General features: G+C 56.8%; 13 protein-coding genes. 4 read left to right on the plus strand and 9 right to left on the minus strand.

What is annotated here, in order from left to right; all coding sequences use genetic code 11:
* The 4 genes from AC1D2N_RS07820 to AC1D2N_RS07835 form a co-directional block, all read right to left on the minus strand.
* Entirely contained in the window at positions 1-543 is a 543-nt protein-coding gene (locus tag AC1D2N_RS07820) for an MSMEG_0567/Sll0786 family nitrogen starvation N-acetyltransferase (protein WP_130651719.1), read from the minus strand.
* The gene (locus AC1D2N_RS07825) at positions 540-1658 is read right to left on the minus strand and encodes an MSMEG_0568 family radical SAM protein (RefSeq protein ID WP_130651720.1); all 1119 of its coding nucleotides are present in this window, start codon (positions 1656-1658) and stop codon (positions 540-542) included. The genes AC1D2N_RS07820 and AC1D2N_RS07825 overlap by 4 nt, the downstream gene beginning before the upstream one ends.
* Positions 1585-2631: a Nit6803 family nitrilase gene (locus AC1D2N_RS07830; RefSeq protein ID WP_130651721.1), complete on the minus strand. Its 1047-nt coding sequence runs from the start codon at positions 2629-2631 to the stop codon at positions 1585-1587. Before AC1D2N_RS07830 ends, AC1D2N_RS07825 begins: the two co-directional genes overlap by 74 nt.
* A 77-nt stretch (positions 2632-2708) precedes the next feature.
* Positions 2709-3191: an MSMEG_0572/Sll0783 family nitrogen starvation response protein gene (locus AC1D2N_RS07835; RefSeq protein WP_018244765.1), complete on the minus strand. Its 483-nt coding sequence runs from the start codon at positions 3189-3191 to the stop codon at positions 2709-2711.
* A gap of 509 nt (positions 3192-3700) precedes the next feature.
* Here AC1D2N_RS07835 and AC1D2N_RS07840 point away from each other — a divergent pair.
* Entirely contained in the window at positions 3701-4396 is a 696-nt protein-coding gene (locus tag AC1D2N_RS07840; protein WP_130653499.1) for an alpha/beta hydrolase, read from the plus strand.
* Between the two features lie 162 nt (positions 4397-4558).
* Here AC1D2N_RS07840 and AC1D2N_RS07845 read toward each other — a convergent pair whose 3' ends face one another.
* Complete coding sequence (locus tag AC1D2N_RS07845) at positions 4559-6400, minus strand: acyltransferase family protein (protein WP_130651722.1); 1842 nt, start codon at positions 6398-6400, stop codon at positions 4559-4561.
* Positions 6401-6996: 596 nt separating this feature from the next.
* Between AC1D2N_RS07845 and AC1D2N_RS07850 the strand changes: the two genes are divergently transcribed.
* The gene (locus AC1D2N_RS07850) at positions 6997-8142 is read left to right on the plus strand and encodes a right-handed parallel beta-helix repeat-containing protein (RefSeq protein ID WP_047622550.1); all 1146 of its coding nucleotides are present in this window, start codon (positions 6997-6999) and stop codon (positions 8140-8142) included.
* A gap of 45 nt (positions 8143-8187) precedes the next feature.
* Here AC1D2N_RS07850 and AC1D2N_RS07855 read toward each other — a convergent pair whose 3' ends face one another.
* Positions 8188-9522, minus strand: coding sequence for an O-antigen ligase family protein (locus tag AC1D2N_RS07855; protein WP_047622549.1), 1335 nt, complete (start codon positions 9520-9522; stop codon positions 8188-8190).
* A gap of 571 nt (positions 9523-10093) precedes the next feature.
* Between AC1D2N_RS07855 and ku (AC1D2N_RS07860) the strand changes: the two genes are divergently transcribed.
* On the plus strand, positions 10094-10900 hold the full coding sequence (gene ku / locus AC1D2N_RS07860) for a non-homologous end joining protein Ku (protein ID WP_130651723.1): 807 nt from the start codon (positions 10094-10096) through the stop codon (positions 10898-10900).
* 175 nt (positions 10901-11075) lie between these two features.
* Here the strand turns inward: ku (AC1D2N_RS07860) and ku (AC1D2N_RS07865) are convergent, their stop codons facing one another.
* From ku (AC1D2N_RS07865) to AC1D2N_RS07875, 3 genes are read right to left on the minus strand one after another with little or no spacing between them, the layout of a single operon-like run.
* Entirely contained in the window at positions 11076-11930 is an 855-nt protein-coding gene (ku, locus tag AC1D2N_RS07865) for a non-homologous end joining protein Ku (protein ID WP_130651724.1), read from the minus strand.
* 18 nt (positions 11931-11948) lie between these two features.
* Positions 11949-12182, minus strand: coding sequence for a DUF2188 domain-containing protein (locus tag AC1D2N_RS07870; RefSeq protein ID WP_047622573.1), 234 nt, complete (start codon positions 12180-12182; stop codon positions 11949-11951).
* A 46-nt stretch (positions 12183-12228) separates the two neighbouring features.
* Positions 12229-12489 carry a hypothetical protein gene (locus tag AC1D2N_RS07875; RefSeq protein WP_018244776.1) on the minus strand — a complete coding sequence of 87 codons (261 nt, stop codon included), beginning with the start codon at positions 12487-12489 and terminating at the stop codon, positions 12229-12231.
* A gap of 143 nt (positions 12490-12632) precedes the next feature.
* Between AC1D2N_RS07875 and AC1D2N_RS07880 the strand changes: the two genes are divergently transcribed.
* Entirely contained in the window at positions 12633-13061 is a 429-nt protein-coding gene (locus tag AC1D2N_RS07880) for an OsmC family protein (RefSeq protein WP_018445837.1), read from the plus strand.
* Positions 13062-13089 lie beyond the last annotated feature (28 nt).

Here is a 13089-nt window from a genome sequence, read left to right on the forward strand (position 1 = left end):
TCACGCCGCCTTTCTGGAAAGGGCGGTGAAGCCTGCCTCGGGTGTGACGCAGGGCGGATAATAAGCAAGGTCGGCCTTCATCCTGAGATGCGGCTTGCCGTAGACCTCGAACTCCTCGATCACATCCCAGTGCAGCCTGCGAAACAGCAGACGGTTCTGAACCTGCACATTGGCGAGAAATGTGTGGCATCCGATCGCATTGGCGGAGGATACGGCGAGCTTGATCAGGGTCGCCCCCAGGGCGCCGATCTTGCGAAAATCCGGATGGACCGCCAGTCGCGAGCCCCACCAGAGGCCGGGTTCGGCCTGATGGATGCGCACCGTTCCGACCAACTGGTCGGCGGCAATGCCGAGCATGGAGAGAGCCACGATCGGGATGGCGTCGTCGTCGATCGCGTCGCGGTCATCGCCTTCGAAGATCTGCTGCTCCTCGCAGAAGACGGCACGACGCAGCGCATGCGCTTGGCGGCGCTCCCAGGCGGAGGTTGCGAACTTCACCTGGAATTCGCTCGAGCGATAGGGAGCAAAGGCTTCGAGCATCATTTGGTGAGCATCCTTTCATAGGTGGAAAGGGCGGAGCAGGCGCCGCATTTGCCGCAGCCGGCTTTGATGTCGACGGCCTTCAAGCCGCTGGCGACCAGCATCCTGGACAAGGGTCCGAGGATCGAGTGCATGAAGTCGGGCCTCGGCGCCGGGTGGCTTTCGAGCGGCGTGCCGGAGATCGGTACGAAGGGCACGACGAAGGGATAGACACCGAGCGCAACCAGCTTTTCGCAGATATCCAAAATGGCTTCACGGCTGTCGCCGAGACCCGCCAGAATGTAGGTCGAGACCTGGCCGCGCCCGAAAACCTCCACTGCGGCCCTGAACGAGGCCATGTATTTGGCGATCGAGACCTGCGCCTTGCCCGGCATGACGCGGGCGCGCACCTCTGGCGTCACGGCTTCCAGATGCATGCCCAGTGCATCGACGCCGGCCTCCTTCATGCGGGTGAACCATAGATCGTCTTCCGGCGGTTCGCATTGCGCCTGGATAGGAATGTTGACGGCCGCCTTGATGGCGCGGGCGCTGCCGGCGAGGATCGCAGCGCCGCGGTCGTCGCCCTTCGGCGTGCCGGTGGTCATCACCATATGCTTGACGCCGTCCAGTTCGACGGCGGCCCTGGCGACTTCCGCGAGCTGCTCTGGCGTCTTGTGGGCGATAGTGCGGCCGGCGGCCAGCGATTGGCCGATGGCGCAGAACTGACAGGTCTTGGTGCGGCTCTGATAGCGGATGCAGGTCTGCAGCACGGTGGTAGCGAGCACGTCCTTGCCGTGCAGAACGGCGATCTGCGAATAGGGAATGCCGTCAGCGGTCGAGCGCTCGTAGAAGCGCGGGCGCAGGGGAAAGGAAACCTCGCCCAGCACCGTGCCATCCCGGCTGATACGGCTGTGGCCCATCTCGTCCGGCTTTTCCACCAGATAGGGGCTCTCGAACGCAGGTGCGGTGTGAACCGGCACCATCACCGTCATGCCGTCAATGGTCAGCGCCTTGTGGTCGGAAGGTCCGGCACCACCGCGGCGGCTTTCATGTCCGGCTTTGGGGTCAACGAGCCGGGCTCCGTAGGACTGCAATTCGTTGATCAGAATCTCGGTCGGCAGACGTATCGTATTCTCCATCGAAAAAGGTCCTTGCTTCGGCTGTGGGGAGGGATGGCTGGGAGGTGGTGACCATTGGCGCCGTGGCGCGGCCATCCATGACAAGATGCAGCAGCTCGGGTCGGGCATAATGGCCGACCGAATCCATCATCCGCTTGCGTTTGACGATCAGGCTCATGTCGAGATCGGCGATCAGGATGCCTTCGCCTTCTGTGAGCGGCGGCACGACGTGTTTGCCTTCGGGCGAGATGATCGCGGTCATGCAGCCGCCGCGCAGCGCCTTCTGCAGGCCGGCGTCGGACGTGATGGAGGCAATCTGCTCGTCGGTCAGCCAGCCTGTGGCATTGACCACGAAACAACCGCTTTCCAGCGCGTGGTGGCGGATGGTGACTTCCATCTGGTCGGCAAAGATCGGTCCAACCATCGAGCCCGGAAACTGGGCGATATGGACATCCTCGTGCTGGGCCATCAGGGCGTAGCGGGCCAGAGGATTGTAATGCTCCCAGCAGGCCAGCGCCCCAACGCGTCCGACGGCGCTGTCGACCACCTTCAGGCCGGAGGCGTCGCCCTGGCCCCAGATCATTCGCTCATGAAAGGTTGGGGTGATCTTGCGACGCTTGAGGAGGAGCGTGCCATCGGCATCAAACAGCAGCTGGGCATTATAGAGCGATCCGTGGTCACGCTCGTTGACGCCAAGCGCCACGACGATGCCATGCTGGCGGGCGGCTGCCGAGACGGCATCGGTGGCAGCACTCGGCACCGTGACGGCTTCCTCATAAAGTCGCACATGCTCCTTGCCGGAAAGAACCGGCGGCAACACGAAAGAAAAATAGGGGTACCAGGGGACGAAGGTTTCGGGAAAGACGATCAGCTCGGCGCCTTTGGCGGCGGCCTCACGAATTGCGTCCAGCACGCGGGCCAGTGTTTTCTCGCGCGAGGTCAGATCCGGCGCGATCTGCGCAGCGGCAACCCGGACGCTCGGTTTTTTCTCCATGACGAAATCCTCGATTGACGGGTGGGGAGGCGGAGCCGCTAAGGCTCCGCCCTTTTATTCTTTGGGGCGCCTGATGCTCAGAGCGTCCAGGTATCAAGGATGAAGGCGCCGTCGCGGCGATGGATCAGGATCAGGTCGAGAACGTCGAGCGGACTGATCGGCGTGATGCCGGGGATCAGCGCGCCTTCGCCATGGCCGTAAAGCGCCTGAAGGGCAAAACGGCACGCATAGACTTTGCCGCCTTCTTCCATGAACTTGACGATCTGGTTGTTGAAATTCAGATGGCCGGGAAAGGCCTCCGCCCCGAGCGTCGGAAAACCGCGCTGGACGCCGAGCGTGACGCCCGGGCCGTAGAGAAGGACCGAGGTTTCGAACCCCTTCCGCTTCAGGCGCGTCGCCTGCAGCAGGTTGACGAATCCGATCGATCCTTCGAAGGCCACTGTATGGAAGGTGACGAGGGCCTTTTCGCCTTCGCCGGCCTGTACGTCCTCAAAAACCTTGTCCTCGTAATCGACAAGAAAGTCGCCTTTTTGATTGGCTGGCTTGGTCACTGCGGGCATGGATGGCTCCTTGATTGAAATCCGATCCCCATCCGGGGAGCATCCATCCAATTGCAAGCGCTATGCCAGATTGATTATGCGCAAATAGCAGTCAAATATGACGATAATGCATTCAATTATGCTATCAATAACGAAAACGAAAATTTTAGAGCTAATTTTCTGAGCGACGGCGTGCAAAAATCGAATGCACGAAAGCTCAAAACAGGTGCATTCAATTAGTCGTCAATCATTGCAGGAAGCATTAATACTTGCCCGGCGCGGGCCAGGATCGAAGCCGTTGTCCGAGTTGAGGCCGCCTTTCCGGCGGCGTCGCAATTCAATGGATGCGTCTCGGTTCGAAGAAGGGCTACGCGTCAACAGGCATTATCGCATCAATCGAAAAAATCTAGCTATATTGAATGCAATCAATTAAAGCGGTTGGAAACCGTTCTTCCGCCGACAGAGGATATTTGGAGTCCGTTCTCGCCGATCACGGTCGTATCGTTCTTTTCAGAAAACAGGAGAAACTAATGAGTCATAAACCCACGATCATTCTGGTGCACGGCTTTTGGGGCGGGGCCGCCCATTGGGGAAAGGTGATACTCGAGCTGGCGCATAGGGGCTATCAGTCCGTTCACGCGGTCGACCTGCCGTTGACGTCGCTCGCCGAGGATGCCGAACGGACATGCAAGATGGTGGCCCAACAGAAAGGACCGGTCCTGCTCGTCGGTCATTCCTACGGCGGTGCGGTCATCACCGAAGCCGGAGATCAACCGAATGTAGCCGGCCTTGTCTATGTCGCCGCATTCGCCCCCGATGCAGGCGAAAGTCCAGGCAGCATCACTCAACAGCATCCTCCTGCGGCACTGGCCAATATCGAGCCGGACAGCGACAACTATCTCTGGCTGAAGGCCGACAAATTCCATGAAAGCTTCTGCCAGGATCTGCCTCCCGAAAAAGGTGTCGTTCTGGCGGCTACCCAAAAAGCGCCGCTTGCGGGTACCTTTGGTGACGTCATCACCGCGCCCGCCTGGCGGAAGAAGCCGTCCTGGTATCAAATAGCAAGTGAAGACAGGATGATTGCTCCCGAAAATCAGAGGGCAATGTCGGCTCGCCTCAATGCTCGGAAAGTCATGACCTTGGAAGCAAGTCATGCTTTGCCGCAATCAAAGCCTCTGGAGGTCGCGGCTTTTATCGATGAGGCGGCCATGGCAGTCTCAAAGTAAGAACAAGGCGCTTGTGGCGGGGGCGTGAGAATGAGCGTCTCCGCGCGAGCCGCTCGATCATCTGCTTGATCGCTTCCGCCTTCCATGCTCCGGCTTAATCCCTGCTGCGCCGGTATCGATGGGATCATTTCAACTAAACGAGCGATGATGGGCACGCTCTTATCACTGAACGACGAGGGCTTGCTTAACTCTTGAAATCAGAACGCGGGAGCCGTCGGCGGTGAAGTGCCCATAGTCGAATTGGACTGGGTCTCCGCTGTTTGTCCACACCACACAATCTGGATTGCACATCGTCTTATAGGTAGAGATGTATGTTGCCCCGCTTCCGGCCAACGCGTCTTGAATGTCCAGACCGATGTGTTGTCGAGGCACCAGATGATCGGCGGCTTTAAATGGTTGCTTGTCGTAGAGACTGTGTGCGAGCAACCGCGGCAGGGAAGATTTATACTCTGCCACTGGTCCGAAGACGACGATCTTTTTGGCAAACGGTGATAGGTAATCCACCGTCTTTCTGATGAGTTTCACGTCATCTTTTGTCCAGCGTCCAGCCAATACGAGAACATCGACTTTATGGCTCGGCAAGAAATCCTTGAACATGTAGTTCATGAGTTCAATGCAGCGTTCCTCGCCTTCGGCGTCGAGGGTGGGACGACACCCTGATGCGTTCGCTTGAATGACATTGGCCCCCGAAAGCGCCCTTAGCCCGGGATATAGATGAGCGGCGTGACTATCACCGACAAGCGCTATGTTTTGCTGATTGTTTGATAGAGCCAGGCAGGCATCACGATCATATTTTTCGATGCCGTCGTTTGACGTGAGGAAGCATTGTCCACTGCGAAAGGCTTTCGAAGGGTCGTAGTCAGCAAATTCCGCCACCCGTTCAACAGCCGTGTTGTCCTCTTTCATTTGATCGGCAGCGAGTTGCCCGACAAATGCCAGCATTGCTACGGATGCGATTGAAGCAGCTCCGGCGGCTACGGACACGAGAGGTCGGTATCTCATTGTTCGGAACGGCGTTTCGACAAATCGCCACGAAACATATGCGACGATGAAACTCAAAGCGATCGGCACCAATTGCCAGCCATGCTCCCAAGCTCCGTACTGGTTCGAAAACACCCAAATCGGCCAATGCCACAGATAGAGGGAGTACGAGATCAAGCCTATAGCAGTGGCGACCCTCAATGAGAGAAGCTTGCTGACAAGGGTGCTTGGGCCCGTCCAGATGATCAGCGCCGTGCCTGCGGTCGCGGGCAACGCCGTCAATCCGGGAAACTCGGACGTCTTCGACAGCAGCAACGCGCTGAGGCAGATGAGCAAAGCACCGATTGCCGAAAGCACATCGTTGATCCGCGCATCAGAGAATTTCGTCAGTGCCGGTCCTGCGATGAGAGCGCCTACGAGCAGTTCCCACGCGCGATACTGTACAAGATAAAAGGCTGCGGAGCGGTTGATTGGAACAGTGATAATGGAAGCAATGATGCTGACCGCAAAAAGCCCCGCTATGGCCATCCCGGTTGCCCTGCGCCCATATCGGCTTGCCAACATGACGATCAGTGGAAAAAAGACGTAGAACTGCTCTTCGACCGACAACGACCATGTGTGCAGGACTGGATTGAATTCCGAGGAATCATCGAAATATCCAGTTGTAAAATAGAAATAAGCATTTGAGGCAAAAAGCGCGGAGGAAGTGACAGACTTAAAGACCCGCAAGCTTTCGTCAGGCAGCATCGTAAAATAAGAAGCCGCCATCACAACGGCATACATGACCACGACAGCGGGAAGAATTCGTTTTGCGCGGCGACCATAAAAGTTGCCAATCGAGAATCGGCCATCCCCAACGTCAGCAAGAATGATTTTCGTAATCAGGTATCCTGAGATCACGAAAAAAATGTCCACCCCGATAAATCCACCGGGGAGAATGCGGTCAAATCCACAGTGATAAAGAATCACAAAAATTACGGCTACGGCACGCAGGCCGTCGATATCTTGACGATGCGTAATCATTTGGGCCTCGATATTTGGCCTCCCAGGATTTCGTACCGTGAGACCGGTCAATATGCAATCAGCATCAGGGTGAAATGAAAACTACTCGCCTTAGACGGGCTTCTGTCCACAGCGAGAAACGGCCTCGAGAGCCGGCGGAGGGGCCGCAAGGGTCATCGGTGTTTTCGGAGTATTGCTTATTTTACCATTCGTCCGATGAAGCTGGCGAGAAGGAGAGCGATGTCCATCCGCTTCTCATTTCGACGGTGATTCGACTAAAGGGCACATTTTACAGCTGCCTTTCAACGGTTCCACAACTCAGCCCATAAGGCTGACGGGCGATTTAACATTGACTGCCGAAACGCAGCGCGGCATTGCAAGGACGGCTTGCAGGCCAAATTGGGCGAACGTGTGACCAACAGAGTGCCGGAAGGCGATCCCAGGGCAGAGCACGCAGCTGGACGGACACAGTTTCAATCGATGTGGCCGGGACGTCATGGGTCTATTTACATGGATTTCTCAGCGGTCGTTCAGTTTAGGATAATTTCCAGATATTCAAACATCCGCCACACGACCCCTCATTATTAGAAGCTGTAACCGTATCGAATGGAGATCCGATGCCCGCCATCTTGCGAAAGAAAATTCACGGTGCATCTACGCGGGGACAGGTCATCGACGGCGCTCCGGACATCGGCGTCGCCTATCAGGTGTTTTCCGATACGGTGGTCGAAGACGTGATCGTCAAGAATTCTCCCCGCGGCTTCAAATTTCACAATGGCAGGAATCTCGTCATACGGCGCTGTGAGACCGAGAATGTGAACGGCGACGGCATTTACCTAACCATGACGTCGGACGTGTTGCTGGAGAACAACCGCGTCGGCCCGGCGCCCGGCCAGGGGGCGGATTGTTGCCAATTCGCCTACGAAAACGACGATCGCAATGTGAGCTCCAATGTGGTGGTTCGGGGCAACCTTTTTCTTCAGTCGCCGACCAGCACATCCAACAAGGGGGCGCTGGTTTGCGGTAGAACGCGACAATACCTTGTTGAATACAATTTCATCGGGGGGAAAAATTTCTCCTTTTCATCGATCGGCGACGATGCCGTCGTGCGCAGTAACGTCATGCGCGACGGGAAGATGAATGATTATTCCTTCGGGTATGGGGTTGGCGATCAAGTCGACCATGCTGGCCACCATGTTTATGACAACAGGATCGAGAACAGCAATCGTGGCGTGAGTTTGAGCGGTTACTCGGACCAGAGCCTGGCATTTCGCAAAGACATGGATATCCACGATAACGTGATCAGCGAATGTGAGATTGGGTTTTTTGCCAATCGGCCGTGGTCTGGAAGCTTTCGACGCAACATATTCTTGCGGTGCAAGCAGGACATCTTTCTAAAAGGAAACGGCAGAGCGACTGCGGGGGAAATCGAAGACAACTATCTCAACGACGGCAGCTTTCTGAACGTCACGCCGCCGCCGCTTCGCGTCAAGCCGGACGGAAAGGCTTCCGTTTCCTCCGGCGAATGGACATCCGAGCCCGACGAAATCCGCATCCAGTGGCGGAACAAAGGGATCGATATATCAGGCGCCAACCGGCCCTCCATTGCGATCGAGCCTGGCATGGAATTGTCATGCGTATTGCTGGCCCGCAAGGGGCAGAATTGGATGTTGGCGATTGCCGAGACGGCCTATGACGATTTCACGCCGCGTGCATGGCAAGAAAACATGCTGCCTTGGCAGAAGCGCTATCTCTCTATTTAATCGCCACACTGAGGCCAGGCGGAGCCTCCGTGAAGCCTCCGCGTCTCAAGCCTCACGCGGTCTCCGGTTTGCCAACAACCTCGGACGCAGCTCGGAGAGTGCAATCACCGTGTGTGGCCAGAGGATAAAGGGTGCGAGCATCATCCCTGCCTCTGTCATGGATCCAAGCATGATCAGGATGATAATCACGATCTCCTTCCGTCTGGCGCCCGATTGCTCTTGATCGGATTCGACGATTGTCATCTTCCGGAAAAGACGAGTCACCAAAAACACAACCCATGCACCGACACCGGGAATGCCGATATTGAGGGCAAGTTCGAGATAGGTGTTGTGCGTCGACCGCGCGTCGAACGTCACCTTGACATATTCCTCCATGACATCAGGCTGGCGGAACATCGCAAAGCCGTAGCCGGTTATGGGCCTATCCCATATCAGCGGAAACAGCTGTTCCCAGATGTTGGTGCGCCCCGAGAAAGTAAGGTCTTTGCCGAAAGCTTCAGCAACGGCAGAGGCCACACCTAAATAAATGAAACTGGCCGCAAAACCCACAAGAAGAAACAGCAGAGCGACGACAAATGAGCGAAAAAGGCGATTTGGGTAGACGTGGATAATCCGGATAGCATACAGCATGACACTGCCGAACATCGTCAATACAACCGCTGTCGAGGACTTTGTCGCTACAATCAAAGCGAGGAGGCAAAGCATCGCAGCCCATCGAACAAGCGTGCTGTAACGAAGTCGACCTAGCTTCTGCGTCGACAACAGGCAAACAAAGCTGACTGAGCAAAATTGTCCCAATGTATTCTTGTGGTAAAACGCTCCCTTTACCATACCGGCATAGCTGCCGCGCATGATTGCAAATTGCGGGAAAGCGGCAGTATAGAGAACATTGATAAATGCCGCCGCGATCGCAAAACGCCCCAGGATGCGAAATGCTTCCACGTTGCCATAGCGCGCGCGATAAAGAAGCGGCGGGACCGCAAGAACGATGACGGCGGCCAATCCCTTTAAAGATGCACCTTTGTCAATCGAGAAGACGATTGATGTCAGACAGGAAATGGCAACGACCCCGATGAGCGGTGAAATCCTTGAAAAGGTTCTTATGAATTGCCGTTGTTCCAACAGAAAATACAGACCGGACAATGGGATAAGGCTGTAAAGCATTAACTTCATCGGAAGCGGGTCTACCGACGCGCCATCATCGAAATTTGCAGGCAGGCCGTACCACATGCCGGTCGCCCGCCAAAGCGCCGCATAAAATGCGACAGTAAGAACCAGCTTCGCCAGCACGTCTCGCCTGACGCGCCATCTGGACGCAGTGCGCCGACGGTGGCTGCCTTGATAATAGTCTCGTGCTATAGACGCGTCTTGTATCGCCATTAAGAGCTCTTCTATCTCATGTTCGGGGATGTTCCTATTCGAAATAGGACTGAGCCAAAATCACAATTTACCTCTGCCGGACTCTGTATGCGACATGAAATCATCGACACTGGTTTCTGTCTACAATCCATCACAAATCGATACGGTTCGATTGGTTCGCCACTCCCACAATCCAAAACAGCCGGCACGTAGCTCTTTTGCAGTGTGTGTGGTTGGCGTGCAATTCATGAACCAGATCAATAAGTTATTGCTTCAATTTCTGCTTAAGCCGCCATGTGGGCGCCACTCTAAGCCATATTATTCGTCGAATCCAGTTTGCTAAACCTTCCAATATGTCGCGCCAACTGGTCCTAGCCATCCGCTGCCACACGCTCGCAACTGCGTAACGCCACTATCATTCAATGTGGGTATGATCTTGTCCAACTTCCCCGGCGGGTACGATCGCACCCCTGACACGCACGCCGGGAGGTTGGCTGTTGTCGCCAATCGAAACTTCGTTCAGCTCGCGGAACCAAAGACCGAACCCGCCGTTGATAGCCATGCCCAACCGTGTCCGGGAGGCAGGACAGACATGGCACGTCAGACATTCTGGAAAGGCTATCTCAAGCTCTCGCTCGTCACCGCCGCCGTCTCGCTGACGCCGGCGACGACCGAAAGCAACAAGGTCCGTTTCCACGTCCTCAATCGCCAGACGAAGAACCGCGTCGAAAGCCGCTATGTCGATAGCGTCACCCATAAACCGGTGGCCGAGAGGGACCAGGTGAAGGGCTATCCGCGCGGCGAGGACGACTATGTTCTCCTCGAAGACGAGGAGATCGAGGAAATCGGGCTCGAAAGCACCCGCACCATCGAGATCGACAGTTTCGTGCCGCGCGGCTCGATCGATTGGATCTGGTACGATAAACCGCATTTTCTGGCGCCCGAGGACAAGGTCGGGGTGGAAGCCTTCTGCGTCATCCGCGAGGCGATGAAGGCGAATGAGGTCGTCGGCATCGCCCGCCTTGTCCTTTATCGTCGCGAGCGTGCCGTGCTGCTGGAGACGCAAGGCAAAGGCATCGTTCTCTGGACCCTGCGCTACGGCGACGAGGTGCGTGATCCCATAGCCGAACTCGACGATAAGGCCGAGATCGACAGCAAGCTGCTGACGCTGATGACGCAACTGGTGAAGGAAGAGACGAAGGATTGGAGCCCGAGCATGGTGCAGGACCCGGTCCAGAAACGCCTGAAGTCGATGATCCGCGGCAAGCAGAAGAGCCTGAAGAAGGCAGCGCCCGTGGCAAAACCCGTACCGGTGAAATCGACCGGCAACGTCATCAATATCATGGATGCGCTGAAGAAGAGCCTCGCAGCGGAAGGCGGCCAGAAGCCGCGCCAATGAAAAAGTGGCCAGCGATTTTGGGAAACGATATACATAAATCAAAGACTTAAAGCATCGCGGGAATCCTTTGACGCGCTTCAGGTCCCGCGGCTTCGCCGGCGCGACAAACCGTTGTATTCGCGCGAGGTCGGGTGCGCTTGAGATTGCCCATCGCCCGCCAGGGGGCGAGGCCATCTCAGCTTGCCTTCTTGCTGCGGCTGTCGCCGCGCGCCGGCGCCTTCTTCTTCGCCAGGGCCTTCTTTGCTGGCGCCTTGCCGCTCATCTTGGCACTCTGGCGCAGTGCCTCCATCAGGTCGACGACCTTGCGTTCCGGGGCCTGTTTCTTCTTCGGTGGCGCCCGGCCTTCGATCTTCGCCTTCACCAGTTCGACGAGGGCAGCCTCGTAGCGATCCTCGTACGTGCTCGGTTCGAAGCTGCCTTGCTTGGTGCCGATGATATGGCCCGCAAGCTCGATCATTTCCTTGTCGAACTTGATGTCGGGGATATCCTTGAAGACCGTATCGGCAGAACGCACCTCGTGGTCGAAATTCAGCATCGTCGCGACGATGTAGTCGTCATGCGGACGGATCAGCAGCGTCCGGATGCGCCGGAAAAGCACGGCTTCGGCCAGAGCCGCGACCTTGCCGTCACGCATGCCCCTGGCGATCAGCGACAGCGCCTCCTCGTCATGTTCGTCGACGGGCGCGAGATAGTAAGGGCGGTCGAAATAGAGCTTGTCGATATCGTCGAAGGCGATGAAAGCCTTGATATTGAGGATCTTGTCGCTTTCCGGCATGATTTCGGCGATCTCGTCGCCCTCGATGACGATGTAGTCGCCATTCTCCATCTGGTAGCCCTTGATCTGGTCGCCCCGCTCGACCGGTTTACCGGTCTCGCTGTCGACGAATTGCCGTTCCACCCGGTGGCCGGTCCTGCGGTTGATAATGTTGAAGGAGACGCGGTCAGAGGAGGAAACAGCGGTGTAGAGCCCGACGGCGCAGGCAAGGTCGCCTACCTTCAGATGACCCTTCCAGCTTGCCCGAGCGGCCATTCCATCCTCCGTCGCAAATCAGAGCCGGCTGCCGCTCTTGTCGGTTTCGAGTTCCTGAAATGCCCAGCCGCAGCCGTCGGGTGCGGGATAGGCGAGCAGCGCATCGCCATTGCCGATCTTCTGGCGCGATGCGGCGTCCTTGGCATGGACAATCGCTTCGTCAGCTGTCGCATAGGTTTCCGAAAGTGTGTCGCCGAGCTTATAGGCCCAGCCATTGTCATGCGGCACGACCTGATAGGTGATATCGGCCATTTCGGATCTCCTCTTCTCAACTAAATAGGGTGCATGATGTCGTCGGCTAGTTCCGCTTTGATTTGCGCCGTTCATCGAGCGCAATGATCTTCTCCAGCGATGCGATGTCCTCGCTGGTGACGACGGGAACCGGATCGGCAGCGATGGCTTCCAGCACCGCCTGTGAGACGGCGCCATTTCGGATCGCCCATTCCAGCGTTTCGCGGGTTTCCCGCTCGGCCTTCAGCTGCGCATAGAGCGCAACGATCAGCCGATCGCGAGCATCCATCCGCCGGCCTTGGTTATCCATGCTGCGGACGTCAGGCATTGCAATCCACCTTTGTCACTGATTTCGTTCAGGTGTATTCAACTGATGACGGATGGAAAGGTTCCGAAACCCATGGCGGCGTTTGCCATTGCCGCCTCGGGCGGAAATCACCATCTGCAAGATATTCGCAAGAGGATTTCAACATGGCCGATCTCAAGGCTCGTCCCCGCCCGACCGGCGCCACCGCCGTTCTCGGCCGTACCGGTTTCCCGCACGTCACCTCCGCCACCAAGGGCGAGATCGATATCGTCACCGCGCCGTCGCAGCCGGGTTTCAATCCGCTCGATCTGCTCTATTCCTCGCTCTCGGCCTGCCTGGTGCTCAGCGCCCGCATCGCCGCCAGCCAGATGGGCGTTCTCGACAAGATCAGCGAGATCACTGCCGAGGTCACCGGCGAGAAGGCGGCGGAAGGCCTTTCGCGCGTCGCCAAGTTCAACATCGCCTTTTCGATCAAGGGCGATATCGACGAGGAAACCCGACAGAAAATCGCCCATGCCGCCGAAGACGAGATCTGCACGGTGAGCAACACCATCCGCGGCAATCCCGAGTTCTCGACGACGATATCGGGATAAGGTTAAATCTGCATAATAATTATAGACA

The organism is Rhizobium sp. P1_B8 (genome assembly GCF_056406515.1).

What these genes read in the sequence shown, in the direction of transcription:
- ku (WP_130651723.1), top strand. Translation starts at nt 10,094, where the DNA reads ATGGCACGTCAGACATTCTGGAAAGGCTATCTCAAGCTCTCGCTCGTC.
- AC1D2N_RS07825 (WP_130651720.1), bottom strand. Translation starts at nt 1,658, where the DNA reads ATGGAGAATACGATACGTCTGCCGACCGAGATTCTGATCAACGAATTG.
- AC1D2N_RS07870 (WP_047622573.1), bottom strand. Translation starts at nt 12,182, where the DNA reads ATGGCCGATATCACCTATCAGGTCGTGCCGCATGACAATGGCTGGGCC.
- AC1D2N_RS07835 (WP_018244765.1), bottom strand. Translation starts at nt 3,191, where the DNA reads ATGCCCGCAGTGACCAAGCCAGCCAATCAAAAAGGCGACTTTCTTGTC.
- AC1D2N_RS07880 (WP_018445837.1), top strand. Translation starts at nt 12,633, where the DNA reads ATGGCCGATCTCAAGGCTCGTCCCCGCCCGACCGGCGCCACCGCCGTT.
- AC1D2N_RS07820 (WP_130651719.1), bottom strand. Translation starts at nt 543, where the DNA reads ATGATGCTCGAAGCCTTTGCTCCCTATCGCTCGAGCGAATTCCAGGTG.
- AC1D2N_RS07840 (WP_130653499.1), top strand. Translation starts at nt 3,701, where the DNA reads ATGAGTCATAAACCCACGATCATTCTGGTGCACGGCTTTTGGGGCGGG.
- AC1D2N_RS07875 (WP_018244776.1), bottom strand. Translation starts at nt 12,489, where the DNA reads ATGCCTGACGTCCGCAGCATGGATAACCAAGGCCGGCGGATGGATGCT.
- AC1D2N_RS07850 (WP_047622550.1), top strand. Translation starts at nt 6,997, where the DNA reads ATGCCCGCCATCTTGCGAAAGAAAATTCACGGTGCATCTACGCGGGGA.
- AC1D2N_RS07830 (WP_130651721.1), bottom strand. Translation starts at nt 2,631, where the DNA reads ATGGAGAAAAAACCGAGCGTCCGGGTTGCCGCTGCGCAGATCGCGCCG.
- AC1D2N_RS07855 (WP_047622549.1), bottom strand. Translation starts at nt 9,522, where the DNA reads ATGGCGATACAAGACGCGTCTATAGCACGAGACTATTATCAAGGCAGC.
- AC1D2N_RS07845 (WP_130651722.1), bottom strand. Translation starts at nt 6,400, where the DNA reads ATGATTACGCATCGTCAAGATATCGACGGCCTGCGTGCCGTAGCCGTA.
- ku (WP_130651724.1), bottom strand. Translation starts at nt 11,930, where the DNA reads ATGGCCGCTCGGGCAAGCTGGAAGGGTCATCTGAAGGTAGGCGACCTT.